The following is a 15,833-nucleotide window of genomic DNA, read 5'->3' as shown; positions in this document are numbered from 1 at the left end:
CCCTCCTCGTCGGACGAACACTAAGGACGAACGTGCTGATTGCCGGGTTCCCCGCCGGGGCCTGGGGGACCAATTGCTACCTGGTCTCCCCCGCCGCCGGTGAGGAGTGCGTGATCATCGACCCGGGCCACCAGGCCGCCCAGGGCGTCGAGGAAACGCTGAAGAAGCATCGGCTCAAGCCCGTCGCCGTCGTCCTCACCCACGGCCACATCGACCACGTCGCCTCGGTCGTCCCCGTGTGCGGTGCCCATGACGTCCCTGCCTGGATCCACCCCGAGGACCGCTACATGATGAGCGACCCGGAGAAGGCGCTCGGCAGGTCCATCGGCATGCCGCTCATGGGCGAGCTGACCGTGGGCGAACCGGACGACGTCCATGAGCTGGACGACGGCGCCGTGCTGAATCTGGCGGGCCTGGAGTTCGGCGTCGCGCACGCGCCCGGCCATACCAAGGGGTCGGTGACGTTCAGGATGCCCGAGGCCGCGGATGTCCCGCAGGTCCTGTTCTCGGGCGACCTGCTCTTCGCCGGCTCCGTCGGACGCACCGACCTGCCCGGCGGCGACCCGGCCGAGCTGCTCGACTCGCTGGCCCGTGTGTGCCTGCCGCTCGACGACTCGACCGTGGTGCTGTCCGGCCACGGCCCCCAGACGACCATCGGCCGCGAGCGCGCCTCCAACCCGTACATGAACGGTCTGGCCGCGCCCCGCCGAGGAATGTGACGAGAGAAAAAACGTGAGCACCTTCCAGGCCCCCAAGGGCACGTACGACCTGACCCCGCCGGACTCCGCGAAGTACCTCGCGGTGCGCGCGGCGCTCGCGGAGCCGCTGAGGAACTCCGGCTACGGCTACATCGAGACGCCCGGCTTCGAGGACGTCGCCCTGTTCGCCCGGGGCGTCGGCGAGTCCACCGACATCGTCTCCAAGGAGATGTACGCCTTCGAGACCAAGGGCGGCGACAAGCTCGCGCTCCGCCCCGAGGGCACCGCGTCCGTGCTGCGCGCCGCGCTGGAGGCCAACCTCCACAAGGCCGGCAACCTCCCGGTCAAGCTCTGGTACTCCGGCTCCTACTACCGTTACGAGCGCCCGCAGAAGGGCCGTTACCGCCACTTCTCGCAGGTGGGCGCCGAGGCGATCGGCACCGAGGACCCCGCACTGGACGCCGAGCTGATCATCCTCGCCGACCAGGCGTACCGCTCGCTCGGCCTCAGCCAGTTCCGCATCCTGCTGAACTCGCTGGGCGACAAGGAGTGCCGCCCCGTCTACCGCGAGGCCCTCCAGACGTTCCTGCGCGACCTCGACCTCGACGAGGAGACCCGCCGGCGCATCGAGATCAACCCGCTCCGGGTGCTCGACGACAAGCGGCCCGACGTCCAGAAGCAGCTGACCGGCGCCCCGATGCTCCGCGACTTCCTCTGCGACGCCTGCAAGGCGTACCACGAGGAGGTCCGCGACCTGCTGACGGCGGCGGGCGTGGTGTACGAGGACGACGAGAAGCTGGTCCGCGGCCTCGACTACTACACCCGCACGACCTTCGAGTTCGTCCACGACGGCCTGGGCTCCCAGTCCGCGGTGGGAGGCGGCGGCCGGTACGACGGACTGTCCGAGATGATCGGCGGCCCTGCTCTGCCGTCCGTCGGCTGGGCACTCGGAGTCGACCGCACGGTGCTGGCCCTGGAGGCCGAAGGCGTCGAGCTGGAGATCCCCGCGACCACCAGCGTGTACGCCGTGCCGCTCGGCGAAGAGGCCCGGCGGGTCCTCTTCGGCCTCGTGACGGAGCTGCGCAAGGCGGGCGTCGCCACGGACTTCGCGTTCGGCGGCCGCGGGCTGAAGGGTGCGATGAAGAGCGCGAACCGTTCCGGTGCGCGCTTCACGATCGTGGCCGGTGAGCGCGACCTCGCCGACGGTGCGGTCCAGCTCAAGGACATGGAGTCGGGCGAGCAGGAGCCGGTCGCGCTGGACGCGCTCGTGGCCACGCTGCGGGCCAAGCTCACCTGATCCGCACCCGCTTCCGCACCACACCGTGCCCGCCCGGCGCCCCCGGGCGGGCACCCGTGCGTCCGGGCCCGGCGCCGCGGGGGCCTGCGGGGTGTGTCCGCCGCTTGTGGCGGCCCACGTCAACTCCGAGGGGCTGGATTCATCCTCCAGGCCGGTTTCGGTCGGGGCCGCCGCGGGCGCTCCTCGGCGGCCGGCCCGGCATCGGGTGCGGGTGCGACGCCCGACGGCCACGACCCCTGCGGTGCTGCGGTATCCGCCCGGCGACGCCCCTGGCCGCCCCGCGCACCACGGATCCCGCGGTGCGCGGACACTCCGGGCCAGGGGCGTCCGCACGCACGTCTTTATGCCGATCGAACGGTTGGCCACAACGGCGGTGCGGCACAATGACCCTGCCCGGCTGGCTACTCAGTGATGGAACGGCGATATGACGATGGCAGCGGTAGATCATCCCTCCTCCCGGCAGGACGAGGACAGCGGCGCGAAGACCTTCGGCGGCAGCCGCGCGCTCGCGCTGCTGCTGGTGATCACCGGCGCGGCCGGGCTGCTCGCCGCCTGGGTGATCACGATCGACAAGTTCAAGCTGCTCGAGGACCCGAGCTTCACCCCGGGCTGCAGCCTGAACCCCGTGGTCGCGTGCGGCAACATCATGAAGAGCGAGCAGGCGGCCGCCTTCGGCTTCCCGAACCCCATGCTCGGCATCGCCACCTACTCGGTGGTCATCGGCATCGGCATGGCGCTCCTCGCGGGCGCGCGCTTCCGCGCCTGGTACTGGCTGGGCCTCAACGCGGGCACGCTCTTCGGCGTCGGCTTCTGCACCTGGCTGCAGTACCAGTCGCTCTACAACATCAACTCGCTCTGCCTGTGGTGCTGCCTGGCCTGGGTCGCCACCATCTTCATGTTCTGCTACGTCACCACGCACAACATCAAGCACGGCATCCTGCCCGCGCCCGCCTGGCTCCGGAACACCCTCACCGAGTTCCACTGGGTGCCCCCCGTCCTCTGGATCGGGATCATCGGCATGCTGATCCTGACCCGCTGGTGGGACTTCTGGACCAGCTGACTCGGCAGGGGCTCTGTCAGTGAGGTGACATAGGCTTTCCCGCGTGGAGCCCGACCTCTTTACCGCAGCAGCCGAAGACCGCCAGGAGAAGGACCCGTCCAGCAGCCCCCTCGCTGTCCGGATGCGTCCACGCACACTGGACGAGGTCGTCGGCCAGCAGCATCTGCTCAAGCCGGGCTCCCCCCTGCGCCGCCTGGTCGGCGAGGGCAGCGGGGGGCCCGCGGGCCCCTCTTCGGTGATCCTCTGGGGCCCGCCCGGCACGGGGAAGACGACCCTTGCGTACGTGGTCAGCAAGGCCACCAACAAGCGCTTCGTCGAGCTCTCCGCGATCACCGCGGGCGTCAAGGAGGTCCGGGCCGTCATCGAGGGCGCGCGCCGCGCCACCGGGGGCTTCGGCAAGGAGACCGTCCTCTTCCTCGACGAGATCCACCGCTTCTCCAAGGCCCAGCAGGACTCCCTGCTGCCGGCCGTCGAGAACCGCTGGGTCACGCTGATCGCGGCCACAACGGAGAATCCGTACTTCTCGATCATCTCCCCGCTGCTGTCGCGGTCCCTGCTCCTCACCCTGGAGCCGCTCACCGACGAGGACCTGCGCGCGCTGCTGCGCCGGGCCCTGACCGACGAGCGGGGACTGGGCGGTGCCGTCACCCTGCCCGAGGACGCAGAGGCGCATCTGCTGCGGATCGCGGGCGGGGACGCGCGGCGCGCGCTCACCGCGCTGGAGGCGGCGGCGGGGGCGGCTCTCACCACGCACGAGCGGGAGATCACGCTCACGACGCTGGAGGAGACGGTCGACAGGGCCGCCGTGAAGTACGACCGCGACGGCGACCAGCACTACGACGTGGCCAGTGCCCTGATCAAGTCCATCCGCGGTTCCGACGTGGACGCCGCCCTGCACTACCTGGCCCGGATGATCGAGGCCGGCGAGGATCCGCGCTTCATCGCACGGCGGCTGATGATCTCCGCCAGTGAGGACATCGGACTCGCCGACCCGACGGCGCTGCCCACGGCGGTGGCGGCGGCCCAGGCGGTCGCGATGATCGGCTTCCCGGAGGCCGCGCTCACCCTCAGCCACGCCACCATCGCTCTGGCGCTCGCCCCCAAGTCCAACGCGGCGACGCTGGCGATCTCCGCCGCGCAGGAGGACGTGCGCAGGGGCCTGGCGGGCCCGGTCCCCGCCCATCTGCGCGACGGCCACTACAAGGGCGCGGCCAAGCTGGGCCACGCCCAGGGCTATGTCTATCCGCACGACGTGCCCGGCGGCATCGCCGCCCAGGAGTACGCACCGGACGCCGTCCGCGGCAGGCGCTACTACGAACCCACGCGGTACGGCGCGGAGGCGCGCTACGCCGATGTGGCGGACCGGGTCCGTGAGCGGCTCGGCAGGGGAGAGCCGGGTGGACCGGCGTCGTCCTCCTGACCGCCCGGCTCAGCAGGAGGCCGCCTCGAAAAGCGTGTGCATCGCCCGGCGCAGCCCGGTGACGTCGCGTACGGGGTCGGGAAACTCGAACCGGGCGTCGAAGCAGGCACTCCCGCCCTCGATGAACCGCACCCGGAGACCGAAGCGGTCCAGCGCCACGGGGACGGCGGCCGGCCGCTGCTCCGCGCAGCCGCACTCGGCCCGGTCGCCCAGCAGCGCGGACAGCGTGGCCATCCGGTCGCCGTGGGCGGAGTGAAGGTGCTGGAGCAGCTCCGCCTCGTGATCGGCCAGCGGGTCGGCGACGGCGTCGCGGAAGTCCTCGGGCTCCACCTCCTCGAACCCCCACAGGTCGTCGACCGACGCCTCCCCGGTCTCCAGCCGCAGCATCATCCGGCCGGGCTGTGCGAGCCCTGGGACGGCGGTGAGCCAGCCGGCGATCCGGGCGCGGCCGCGGATCCGGTGCGGGACGGAGACCGGAGCGACATCCGTGATCTCCAGCACGGCGGTCAGCTCGTCCCCCTGGGCGCGGGTCGCGGCCCGTACGACCGGGGATTGTGCGGGGAAGCCGAGGAACAGATCCCCCTCCGGGCCGACGCTCCTGCTGTCGGGCATCAGCTGATCCGGGTGGATCACCGACAGCCCCGGTACGAGCAGCACCGCGGAGCAGGTACTCTGTACGAGAGTTCGTGTGCGCTCGGCTGCTGACGGCATCCGAGTGTTTTCAAGCCCGCTGGGACGCGGCTGACCACGATCAGATCGGCCTTCCGTCGTAGCAGCACCTTCAGGTGTGCTGCCGCTGTCTGTGCTGTCCGTGACGTGTGTGGTGTTCCCAGGGCGAGACATGCGATCTCCTTGAGTAAGGTAAGCCTAACCTAACCTACAACGGAGGTCTGGAGAACGTGCCTAACCAGTCGCGTCCCAAGGTCAAGAAGTCGCGTGCCCTCGGCATCGCCCTGACGCCGAAGGCTGTCAAGTACTTCGAAGCCCGCCCCTACCCGCCGGGCGAGCACGGCCGTGGCCGCAAGCAGAACTCGGACTACAAGGTCCGTCTGCTCGAGAAGCAGCGTCTCCGCGCGCAGTACGACATCAGCGAGCGCCAGATGGCGCGTGCCTACGACCGCGCCCGTAAGGCCGAGGGCAAGACGGGCGAGGCGCTGGTCGTCGAGCTCGAGCGCCGTCTCGACGCCCTGGTCCTGCGTTCGGGCATCGCCCGCACCATCTACCAGGCCCGCCAGATGGTCGTCCACGGCCACATCGAGGTCAACGGTGGCAAGGTCGACAAGCCGTCCTTCCGCGTGCGCCCCGACGACGTCGTGCAGGTCCGCGAGCGCAGCCGCTCCAAGGTCCCCTTCCAGGTGGCCCGCGAGGGTGGTTACGACACCGACGGTGAGACCCCGCGCTACCTCCAGGTGAACCTGAAGGCCCTGGCCTTCCGCCTGGACCGTGACCCGAACCGCAAGGAAATCCCGGTCATCTGCGACGAGCAGCTCGTCGTCGAGTACTACGCCCGCTGACGCAGGCGTAGCGCTCAATCGAGCTCGGGCCCGCCCCTCCCCGTCGTACGGGAGGCGGCGGGCCTTCGCGTTCCCCCGGAGGAGCCGGCCCCCGGCTCCTCCTCCACGGCGGTGGTGCCGTCCGTCCCCGTCGCACTCTCCCGGTCCTCGCCAGGGTCCGCCCCCGCCCGCAGGGCCCGCGCCACCGCGGCGCTCGCGTCCAGCCGGCGTCCGGAGAGACGCTCCGCGTCGTAACGCGCGTCGCCGAGCTCCGCCCTCGCCCGCTCCTCGCACTCGGCCCGCGGTCTGCCGTAGTGAGCCGAGCCGAACAGCGGCAGACCCACCGAGGGCCAGATCCGGTCCGCCGCGCCCTGCAGCGCCGCCGCCTCCGCGGCGTCGCCCTCGGCCACGGTGATCAGGGCCAGCAGTTCCAGCGAGAGGACCGTGCCGAGAAGGTCGTGGAACGCGTGCGCGATGGACAGGGACTCACCGAGCATCCGGCGCGCCCGCCCGGTCAGCCCGGTCCGCAGCGCCGCGTAGCCCAGGACGTAGAGCGCGTAGGCCAGGGTCCACCGCTCACCGTGGTCCTCGCAGATCTCGCGGACCTCCTCGCAGATCGAGGCGGCCCCGTCCAGGTCCCCGCGGAACGCAACGGCCATGCCCAGTTCGACCTGGGCCATCAGTACGTTGCTGTTCAGCTCGCCGATCTCCCGGTAGCGTCCGAGCGCCTCACGGAGCAGCTCCTCGGCCCTGACCGGGTCGTCCGTGACGATCGAGAGGCACCCCGTGCGGTGCACGGCGTAGGCCACCGCCGTGGCGTCCCCCGAGCGCTCGCCCTCCTCCCGGCACTCCTGCAGGGCCGACACCGCGCCGACCGGGTCCCCCTGCAGCACCGCGACGTAACCGAGCACCCACAGGGCCTTCAGGCGTGAGTGGTCGTAGGGGGTCTCCTCCTCCAGGACGTGGTCCAGCCAGTGGCGGCCCTCCGAGAGCCGTCCGCACCCCGCCCAGTAGAACCAGAGCGTGCCCGCCAGGTACTGCGCGAGATGTACCTCGTCCGGGCTCTCCATCGAGCACTCCATCGCCCTGCGGAGGTTGGGGAGTTCGCTGTCGATCCGGGCCGCGGCCTCCGCCTGCCTCGGGCTGAACCAGTCGAGCTCGCACCAGGTGGCGAGCCCGAGGTACCAGTCCCGGTGCCTGCGTCGCAGCCGCTCGGCGTCCCCGGTCGCCCGCAGCCACTCGGCGCCGTACTCACGCACGGTGTCCAGCAGCCGGTAGCGGCTGCCGACGGCCGAGTCCTCCCGCAGTACGACGGACTGCGTGAGCAGTTCTTCCAGCACGTCCAGCACCGAGTCGGCCGGCAGGCCCGCGCCGCTGCAGATGTACTCGACGGCCTCCAGGTCGAACTGTCCGGCGAAGACCGAGAGGCGTGACCACAGCAGCCGCTGCTCGGGAGCGCACAGCTCATGGCTCCAGCCGATCGCCGTACGCAGGGTCTGGTGGCGGGGGAGCGCGCTCGGACTGCCGCCGGTCAACAGCCGGAAGCGGTCGTCGAGCCGGTGCAGCACCTGCTCCATGGTCAGGGCGCGCAGCCGGCCGGCCGCGAGTTCCAGGGCGAGCGGGATGCAGTCGAGCCGGCGGCAGAGCTCCCGCGCGGTCTCCCGCTCCTCCTCCGTCAGCCGGAACCCGGGCCGTACGGCGGCGGCGCGCCGTGCGAAGAGTTCCAGGGCGTCGTCGTCCGTCATCGGCGCCAGCGGGAAGGTGAGTTCGCCGTCCACCCGCAGCGGACGGCGGCCCGCCGCGAGCACCTGGAGGCCCGGCGCCCTGCGCAGCAGCTCCCGCACGAGTCCGGCGCACGCGTCGGTGAGCTGCTCGAAACCGTCGATCACGAGCAGGAGCCGGCGCTCCGCACAGTGCTCGACCAGCACGGCACGCGGCGGCCTGCCGGTGTGGTCGGTGAGCCCCAGGGCGTCGACGAGCGCGTGTTCGAGCAGGTCCGGGTCGTGGACGGCCGAGAGCTCCGCGAGCCAGACGCCATCGCAGTACCGTTTCTCCATCAGAGTGGCGACCCGGGTGACGAAGCGGGTCTTGCCGACGCCCGCGACGCCCGCCACGGTGAGGAGCCTGGACCTGCCCAGGAGTGCCTGGAATTCGGCCAGTTCGCCGTCGCGTCCCACGAAGGCGTTCAGCTCGGCCGGGAGGTTTCCGCGCACGGGGACGGGCTCCGGGGCGTCGGGGCCGGGGGAGGGGCGCTGAGGGCGTCGCATGAAACACGCAGAGTACTGGCACGTAAGCTCTCCGTACAATCGCCCCGGGTCGGGGACCCGCGCAGCCCGCCCGTAATGCGGTACGGCGTGCGACGCCCGGCGCGATAGGCTCGGGTGACGACGATCGGCAGTGGTGGCAGGACGCGCCGGCCGAGCGGCGGCAGGCAGATACCGGCCGGGGGCGAGTCCCGGCCGACGAGGACGACGAGCAGAGAGCGGTGCACTGTGTCCGGTGGAGAGGTGGCCGGCATCCTGGTGGCCGTCTTCTGGGCGATCCTGGTCTCCTTCCTCGCCGTGGTACTGGTGAGGCTGGCCCAGACGCTCAAGGCGACCACCGCGCTGGTGGCGGACGTGACGGAGCAGGCGGTCCCGCTGCTGGCCGACGCCTCCGCCACACTGCGTTCCGCGCAGACCCAGCTCGACAAGGTCGACGCGATCGCCAGCGACGTCCAGGAGGTCACCTCCAACGCGTCCGCGCTCTCGACCACCGTCGCGTCGACGTTCGGCGGTCCGCTCGTGAAGGTCGCCGCGTTCGGCTACGGGGTGCGGCAGGCGATCGGCCGCCGTACCGCCGGGGAGCCGGAGCCGGCCCGCCGTGCCTCCCGCCGCACCGTGATCGTCGGCCGTACCGTGCCGTCCGCCCGCGACAGGAAGCGGAACGGCCGAAGCTCCCGCGGACAGAAGGACTGACCCAGCGATGTTCCGCCGTACCTTCTGGTTCACCGCCGGCGCAGCCGCCGGCGTCTGGGCCACCACCAAGGTCAACCGCAAGATCCGGCAGCTGACCCCCGAGAGCCTCGCGGCGCAGGCTGCCGACAAGGCGATCGAGGCCGGTCACAAGCTGAAGGACTTCGCCCTCGACGTGCGTGAGGGCATGGTCAGGCGCGAGGCCGAACTGGGCGGCGCGCTCGGCATCGAGGCACCGGCCGACCCCGAACTCGTCGTCCACCGCACACTCCCCTGCAACTCGAACAACCGGAATGAGGACCACTAATGGAGTCGGCTGAAATTCGCCGCCGCTGGCTGAGCTTCTTCGAGGAGCGCGGTCACACCGTCGTGCCTTCGGCGTCGCTCATCGCGGACGACCCGACTCTGCTGCTGGTCCCCGCGGGCATGGTTCCCTTCAAGCCCTACTTCCTCGGAGAGGTCAAGCCGCCCGCCCCGCGCGTCACCAGCGTGCAGAAGTGCGTGCGTACGCCGGACATCGAAGAGGTCGGCAAGACCACCCGGCACGGCACGTTCTTCCAGATGTGCGGCAACTTCTCGTTCGGCGACTACTTCAAGGAAGGCGCCATCGAGTTCGCCTGGGCGGCGCTCACGAACTCGGTCGAGGACGGCGGCTTCGGCCTCGACCCCGAGCGTCTGTGGATCACGGTCTACCTCGACGACGACGAGGCCGAGCAGATCTGGCGCGAGAAGATCGGCGTCCCCGCCGAGCGCATCCAGCGGCTGGGGAAGAAGGACAACTTCTGGTCCATGGGCGTCCCCGGACCCTGCGGCCCGTGCTCCGAGATCAACTACGACCGTGGCCCCGAGTTCGGTGTCGAGGGCGGCCCCGCCGTCAACGACGAGCGCTACGTGGAGATCTGGAACCTGGTCTTCATGCAGTACGAGCGCGGTGCCGGCGACGGCAAGGAGGACTTCCCGATCCTCGGCGACCTGCCGTCGCAGAACATCGACACCGGTCTCGGCCTCGAGCGCCTCGCCATGATCCTGCAGGGCGTGCAGAACATGTACGAGACCGACACCCTGCGCGTCGTCATGGACAAGGCCACCGAGCTCACCGGTGTGCGCTACGGCGCCGAGCAGGGCTCCGACGTCTCCCTCCGCGTCGTCGCCGACCACATCCGTACGTCCGTGATGCTCATCGGCGACGGTGTCACCCCCGGCAACGAGGGCCGTGGCTACGTCCTGCGCCGCATCATGCGCCGCGCGATCCGCAACATGCGGCTCATGGGAGCCACCGGACCGGTCGTCCGCGAGCTGGTCGACGTCGTCGTCGACACCATGGGGCAGCAGTACCCGGAGCTGGTCACCGACCGCAAGCGCATCGAGACGGTCGCCCTCGCCGAGGAAGCCGCCTTCCTCAAGGCCCTCAAGGGCGGCACGAACATCCTCGAGACCGCCGTCACCGAGACCAAGGCCGCCGGTGGCAAGGTCCTGGCCGGCGACAAGGCGTTCCTGCTCCACGACACGTGGGGATTCCCGATCGACCTCACGCTGGAGATGGCCGCCGAACAGGGCCTCGCCGTCGACGAGGACGGCTTCCGCCGTCTGATGCAGGAGCAGCGGGACAAGGCCAAGGCCGATGCCAAGGCCAAGAAGACCGGTCACGCCGATCTGTCCGCCTACCGGGAGGTCGCCGACAACTCCGGCGTCACCGAGTTCACCGGCTACACCTCCCACGAGGGCGAGTCGAAGATCGTCGGCCTGCTCGTCGACGGTGTGCCCTCGCCGGCGGCCTCCGAGGGCGACGAGGTCGAGGTCGTCCTCGACCGCACCCCCTTCTACGCCGAGGGCGGCGGCCAGCTCGCCGACCAGGGCCGGATCAGGCTCGACACCGGCGCCGTCATCACCATCCGTGACGTGCAGCAGCCCGTGCCCGGCGTCTCGGTCCACAAGGGCTCGGTCCAGGTCGGCGAGGTGACGGTCGGCGCCTCCGCCTACGCCGCCATCGACAACACGCGCCGTCGTGCCATCGCCCGTGCCCACAGCGCCACGCACCTCACGCACCAGGCACTGCGTGACGCCCTGGGCCCCACGGCCGCCCAGGCCGGTTCCGAGAACTCCCCCGGCCGCTTCCGCTTCGACTTCGGCTCACCCGCCGCCGTACCCGGCACCGTCCTGACCGACGTCGAGCAGAAGATCAACGAGGTCCTCGCCCGGGAGCTCGACGTCCAGGCCGAGGTCATGTCCATCGACGACGCCAAGAAGCAGGGCGCCATCGCGGAGTTCGGCGAGAAGTACGGCGAGCGGGTCCGTGTCGTCACCATCGGGGACTTCTCCAAGGAGCTGTGCGGCGGTACGCACGTCGGCAACACGGCCCAGCTCGGCCTGGTGAAGCTGCTCGGCGAGTCGTCCATCGGCTCCGGTGTGCGCCGCATCGAGGCCCTGGTCGGAGTGGACGCGTACAACTTCCTCGCCAAGGAGCACACGGTCGTCGCCCAGCTCCAGGAGCTTCTCAAGGGCCGTCCCGAGGAGCTTCCCGAGAAGATCTCCGGCATGCTCGGCAAGCTGAAGGACGCCGAGAAGGAGATCGAGAGGTTCCGCGCGGAGAAGGTGCTCGCCGCCGCCGCCGGGCTCGTGGAGTCGGCCAAGGACGTGCGCGGGGTCGCCCTCGTCACCGGACAGGTCCCGGACGGCACCTCGGCCGACGACCTGCGCAAGCTGGTCCTCGACGTGCGTGGACGCATCCAGGGCGGCCGCCCCGCCGTCGTGGCCCTGTTCACCACGGCCAACGGCCGCCCGCTGACCGTCATCGCCACCAACGAGGCGGCCCGCGAGCGCGGTCTCAAGGCCGGTGACCTGGTCCGCGCCGCCGCCAAGACCCTCGGTGGCGGTGGCGGCGGCAAGCCGGACGTCGCCCAGGGCGGCGGCCAGAACCCGGACGCCATCGGTGACGCCGTCGCCGCTGTCGAACGCCTCGTCACCGAGACGGCGTGACGCCGGACATGTCGCAGATGCGCCGTGGACGCCGACTCGCGATCGATGTCGGTGATGCCCGTATCGGGGTCGCCTCGTGCGACCCCGACGGGATCCTCGCCACGCCGGTGGAGACCGTGCCGGGACGTGACGTCCCGGCCGCCCACCGGCGGCTCGGCCAGATCGTCGAGGAGTACGAGCCGATCGAGGTCATCGTGGGCCTGCCCCGCTCCCTCGGTGGCGGCGAGGGCCCGGCGGCCGCGAAGGTCCGCGCGTTCGCCCAGGTGTTCGCCCGTTCGATCGCGCCGGTTCCCGTGCGCCTTCTGGACGAGAGGATGACCACAGTGACGGCCACTCAAGGGCTGCGCGCTTCGGGCGTGAAGTCCAAGAAGGGCCGGTCTGTCATCGACCAGGCTGCCGCTGTGGTGATCCTTCAGAACGCTCTGGAGTCCGAACGGGCGTCAGGCGCTGCGCCGGGTGAGGGCGTCGAAGTGGTTGTCTGATCGCGATACGGTAACGTTCCGCGCGATGCGCCGGTGTTCGAACAGACACCGCACAGCAAAGCGAAGAGACGGAGCGTCGTCTCGCGGCTCAAGGGGATCGATGACTGAGTATGGCCGGGGCTCCGGCTCCGAACCGTGGCATCCCGAGGACCCCTTGTACGGGGACCAGGGATGGGGAGGCCAGCAGGCCGCCCACGGCCAGGACCAGGGCCAGTACGACGGCCGGCAGCAGCCCTACGCCCAGGACCCGTACGCCCAGCAGGGCTACCAGCAGGACCCGTACGGCCAGCAGCATCAGCAGGATCCGTACCAGCAGCATCAGCAGCAGCACCAGCAGGACCCGTACGGCCAGCAGCACCAGCAGGACCCGTACCAGCAGCAGCCGTACGGCGCGCCGCACGACCCCTACGCCCAGCCGCAGCAGCCGCAGTACGACAACGGTGGCTGGGACACGGGCCAGCAGGCGGCGATGCCGTACGGCGCCCAGCAGCCTTCGTACGGCAACGACTCCGGTGGCTACGGCGAGCAGGCCGACCAGTACGGCACCTCCGAGGCGTACCCCCCGCCGCAGCCCCCGGGGCACCGCGAGCAGGCACCCCAGCAGCAGGGCCAGGACTGGGACCCGGACGTGCCGCAGGAGGAGACGCATCCTTTCTTCACGGGCGCGGACGAGCCGGCCGACGAGCGCGGCCCCCGCACCCGCTCCCGGTCCCGTGAGGACGACGAACACGACGACGACCCGCGTGAGTCCGGCCGGGGCGGTGGTGAGCGCCGGGGCAAGGGCAAGAAGAAGAGCCGCAACGGCTGCGCCTGCCTCGGTGTGGCCGCGGTCCTCGTCGGCGGCCTGGGCGGAGTGGGCTATTTCGGCTACTCGTACTTCCAGGGCCAGTTCGGCGAAGCCCCCGACTACACGGGCAGCGGCACGGGCTCGGTCGAGGTGGAGATCCCGGAGGGTGCGTACGGGAACGAGATCGCGAGCATCCTGAAGAAGGCCGGCGTCGTGAAGTCGTCCGACGCCTTCATCTCGGCCCAGAAAGGGAAGTCGATCCAGGCCGGTGTCTATCTCCTCAAGAAGGAGATGTCGGCGGACAATGCTGTCGCGCTCATGCAGGACCCGAAGAGCCAGAACGCTCTCGTCATTCCCGAGGGCACGAGCACCGGCGGCATCTACAAGGCGATCGACCGAAGGCTGCAGCTGAAGACGGGGACCACGGCCAAGGTCGCGAGAACCAAGGCCGAGAGTCTCGGGCTGCCTGATTGGGCGGACGACGACCCCAAGATCAAGGATCCGCTGGAGGGGTTCCTCTTTCCGGCCGCCTACGCCGTGCCCAAGGACTCGAAACCCGAGGACGCGCTGAAGAAGATGGTCACGCGGGCCAACAAGGAATACGGAAAGCTCGACCTCGAGCAGAACGCGAAGAAGCTGAATCTGGACTCTCCGCTCGACCTCATCACCGTGGCGAGCCTCGTCCAGAAAGAGGGAAAGTACAAGCACGACTTCGACAAGGTTGCGAGGGTGGTCTACAACCGGCTCAAGCCGGACAACCTCGAAACCGTCGGAAGGCTCGAATTCGACTCGACAGTCAATTACATTCGAGATGAGAGCACACTGGACATCGGTGCCGTCGACGATCTGCGAAAGATCGACGATCCGTACAACACGTACAGCATCAAGGGGCTCCCCCTCGGGCCGATCTCCAATCCGGGTGCGGACGCGTTGCACTCGGCGATCAGTCCGGCATCCGGCCCTTGGTACTACTTCGTCTCCGTGACCGAGGACAAGACGCTGTTCGCGGTGACGAACGAGGAGCACGAACGCAACCGCAAGCAGTACGAAGAGAACAAGGCAGACCAGTGAGCGCCACGCACCGGGCCGCCGTTCTCGGCTCGCCCATCGCCCATTCCCTCTCCCCGGTCCTGCACCGCGCCGCGTACGCGGAGCTCGGCCTGGACGACTGGTCCTACGAGCGCCATGACGTGGACGAGGCGGCGCTGCCCGGCTTCGTCGAGGGGCTGGACCGGTCCTGGGCGGGGCTCTCGCTGACCATGCCGCTCAAGCGGGCGGTCATTCCGCTGCTGGACGGGATCAGCGACACGGCGGCGTCGGTCGAAGCCGTCAACACCGTCGTGTTCACCGAGGACGGCCGCCGCCTCGGTGACAACACGGACATCCCGGGGATGGTCGCCGCCCTGCGCGAACGAGGCGTCGAGAAGGTCGAATCCGCCGCCGTCCTCGGAGCGGGCGCCACGGCGTCCTCCGCGCTGGCCGCCCTCGCCGAGATCTGCGCCGGGCCCGTCACGGCCTATGTGCGCAGCGCGGCGCGGGCCGACGAGATGCGCGGCTGGGGCTCACGCCTCGGTGTCGACGTCAGGATCGCGGACTGGGCCGAGGCCGACGAGGCCCTGCACGCCCCCCTGGTGATCGCCACCACCCCGGCCGGCGCCACCGATACCCTGGCGGACGCCGTTCCCGCGGCGCCCGGCACCCTGTTCGACGTCCTGTACGAGCCCTGGCCGACCGCACTGGCCGCTCGCTGGGCTGAAGCCGGAGCCGGTGTGGTGGGAGGCCTCGACCTCCTCGTGCACCAGGCCGTTCTCCAGGTGGAACAGATGACCGGTCAGGATGCACCGCTCGCCGTCATGCGCGCCGCGGGTGAGGCCGCCCTGGGCGGGCGTACCCCGGGCGTCTCCGGCTGAGGCGGGAGGGCGGGACGTGGCGTCGTCCCACCCTCGGGCCTGCCTTCCGGACGGTCAGGCCGCCTCGGAGACCCAGCAGGTCTTGTAGGTCACGATCTCGCTGCCCTCCTTGTTGGCGATCTGGATGCCGATGCCGTACAGACCGGCGTCGCTCTGCGCACTGGTGTACCAGGCGCGGCCACCGGGGGCCCCGCCGTCGTAGGAGTGCCAGCTCCAGTACTTGATGCCGCCGCCGTAGTTGCGGGAGACGAAGCGGACCTCGGGGTGGTGACCGTCCGACGAGATGTCCAATGCGGTGAGCTCCAGGTCGATGGAGGTGATGGTGCCCTTGCTCCACCAGCGGTACCCCAGCTCACCCTGGGCGCCGCCCGAGGTGCACGTCATGTAGCGCCAGTCGGAGTTGCCCTCCCCGGCGTGTGCGGTGCCACCGAGGGTGGCGGTGAGTGCCAGCGCGGCGCCCAGGGTGAGCGAGATCAGGGATTTACGCATGATGTTCATCCTTGTGGATTATTTGTGTGTCAGTTATTGCGCTGCGATTATCACCACCCTCTGATGGGTCGTCAAATGTAATTCAATTCGTGTATTCATATGGCATATATGGCGCGTGAATGTATGAATGTGGTGACTTTTCCGGTTGGTCGGGTCCGGTGTTCGCCCGACAGCGCCGTCCGTCTGATGGACCGGCGGCGGGTCCGCCCTCCCGATCGTGGGAGGATCAGGGGCGGCGGGCCAGGGCCGCGCACCCGGTCGCGCCGT

General features: G+C 70.1%; 14 protein-coding genes. 11 read left to right on the top strand and 3 right to left on the bottom strand.

Annotated features, from left to right (window positions below; genetic code table 11):
- The first annotated feature begins 32 nt into the window (after positions 1 to 32).
- The 4 genes from ACIRJR_RS21755 to ACIRJR_RS21740 all read left to right on the top strand — a co-directional run bounded on the left by ACIRJR_RS21755 (position 33) and on the right by ACIRJR_RS21740 (position 4,475).
- A complete protein-coding gene (locus tag ACIRJR_RS21755) occupies positions 33 to 719 on the top strand; it encodes an MBL fold metallo-hydrolase (protein WP_403783257.1) in 687 nt (228 codons plus the stop codon).
- 13 nt (positions 720 to 732) lie between these two features.
- The gene (gene hisS / locus ACIRJR_RS21750; protein ID WP_403783254.1) at positions 733 to 1,995 is read left to right on the top strand and encodes a histidine--tRNA ligase; all 1,263 of its coding nucleotides are present in this window, start codon (positions 733 to 735) and stop codon (positions 1,993 to 1,995) included.
- Positions 1,996 to 2,419: 424 nt separating this feature from the next.
- Positions 2,420 to 3,055 carry a vitamin K epoxide reductase family protein gene (locus ACIRJR_RS21745; protein ID WP_403783251.1) on the top strand — a complete coding sequence of 212 codons (636 nt, stop codon included), beginning with the start codon at positions 2,420 to 2,422 and terminating at the stop codon, positions 3,053 to 3,055.
- A gap of 43 nt (positions 3,056 to 3,098) precedes the next feature.
- On the top strand, positions 3,099 to 4,475 hold the full coding sequence (locus tag ACIRJR_RS21740) for a replication-associated recombination protein A (protein WP_403783248.1): 1,377 nt from the start codon (positions 3,099 to 3,101) through the stop codon (positions 4,473 to 4,475).
- A gap of 9 nt (positions 4,476 to 4,484) precedes the next feature.
- On the opposite strand, the gene ACIRJR_RS21735 is transcribed toward ACIRJR_RS21740, so the two are convergent.
- Positions 4,485 to 5,186 (bottom strand): DUF2470 domain-containing protein, encoded by a 702-nt coding sequence (locus ACIRJR_RS21735; protein WP_403783246.1) that lies wholly within the window; start codon positions 5,184 to 5,186, stop codon positions 4,485 to 4,487.
- Positions 5,187 to 5,374: 188 nt separating this feature from the next.
- Between ACIRJR_RS21735 and rpsD the strand changes: the two genes are divergently transcribed.
- The gene (gene rpsD / locus ACIRJR_RS21730; protein WP_014157362.1) at positions 5,375 to 5,989 is read left to right on the top strand and encodes a 30S ribosomal protein S4; all 615 of its coding nucleotides are present in this window, start codon (positions 5,375 to 5,377) and stop codon (positions 5,987 to 5,989) included.
- 14 nt (positions 5,990 to 6,003) lie between these two features.
- Here rpsD and ACIRJR_RS21725 read toward each other — a convergent pair whose 3' ends face one another.
- Positions 6,004 to 8,235: an ATP-binding protein gene (locus tag ACIRJR_RS21725; protein WP_403783242.1), complete on the bottom strand. Its 2,232-nt coding sequence runs from the start codon at positions 8,233 to 8,235 to the stop codon at positions 6,004 to 6,006.
- A gap of 240 nt (positions 8,236 to 8,475) precedes the next feature.
- On the opposite strand from ACIRJR_RS21725, the gene ACIRJR_RS21720 reads away from it, so the two are divergent.
- The 6 genes from ACIRJR_RS21720 (at position 8,476) to ACIRJR_RS21695 (ending at position 15,077) form a co-directional block, all read left to right on the top strand.
- Positions 8,476 to 8,925: a DUF948 domain-containing protein gene (locus ACIRJR_RS21720; RefSeq protein WP_403783646.1), complete on the top strand. Its 450-nt coding sequence runs from the start codon at positions 8,476 to 8,478 to the stop codon at positions 8,923 to 8,925.
- Positions 8,926 to 8,932: 7 nt separating this feature from the next.
- Positions 8,933 to 9,229, top strand: a complete 297-nt coding sequence (locus tag ACIRJR_RS21715) for a DUF6167 family protein (protein ID WP_403783239.1) — start codon at positions 8,933 to 8,935, stop codon at positions 9,227 to 9,229.
- Entirely contained in the window at positions 9,229 to 11,898 is a 2,670-nt protein-coding gene (gene alaS / locus ACIRJR_RS21710; RefSeq protein WP_403783236.1) for an alanine--tRNA ligase, read from the top strand. The genes ACIRJR_RS21715 and alaS overlap by 1 nt, the downstream gene beginning before the upstream one ends.
- An 8-nt stretch (positions 11,899 to 11,906) precedes the next feature.
- Entirely contained in the window at positions 11,907 to 12,380 is a 474-nt protein-coding gene (gene ruvX, locus ACIRJR_RS21705) for a Holliday junction resolvase RuvX (protein WP_181011366.1), read from the top strand.
- Between the two features lie 100 nt (positions 12,381 to 12,480).
- Positions 12,481 to 14,238 carry an endolytic transglycosylase MltG gene (gene mltG / locus ACIRJR_RS21700; protein WP_403783233.1) on the top strand — a complete coding sequence of 586 codons (1,758 nt, stop codon included), beginning with the start codon at positions 12,481 to 12,483 and terminating at the stop codon, positions 14,236 to 14,238.
- Positions 14,235 to 15,077: a shikimate dehydrogenase gene (locus tag ACIRJR_RS21695; RefSeq protein ID WP_403783230.1), complete on the top strand. Its 843-nt coding sequence runs from the start codon at positions 14,235 to 14,237 to the stop codon at positions 15,075 to 15,077. Before mltG ends, ACIRJR_RS21695 begins: the two co-directional genes overlap by 4 nt.
- Before the next feature lie 54 nt (positions 15,078 to 15,131).
- On the opposite strand, the gene ACIRJR_RS21690 is transcribed toward ACIRJR_RS21695, so the two are convergent.
- On the bottom strand, positions 15,132 to 15,566 hold the full coding sequence (locus ACIRJR_RS21690) for a hypothetical protein (protein ID WP_403783227.1): 435 nt from the start codon (positions 15,564 to 15,566) through the stop codon (positions 15,132 to 15,134).
- Between the last annotated feature and the right edge of the window lie 267 nt (positions 15,567 to 15,833).

Origin of the sequence: Streptomyces sp. NPDC102402, from assembly GCF_044765765.1 — a bacterium.
GTDB lineage: Bacteria > Actinomycetota > Actinomycetes > Streptomycetales > Streptomycetaceae > Streptomyces.
Note: the sequence above shows the minus strand (reverse complement) of the source record. Positions and strands in the feature narration are given on the sequence as shown.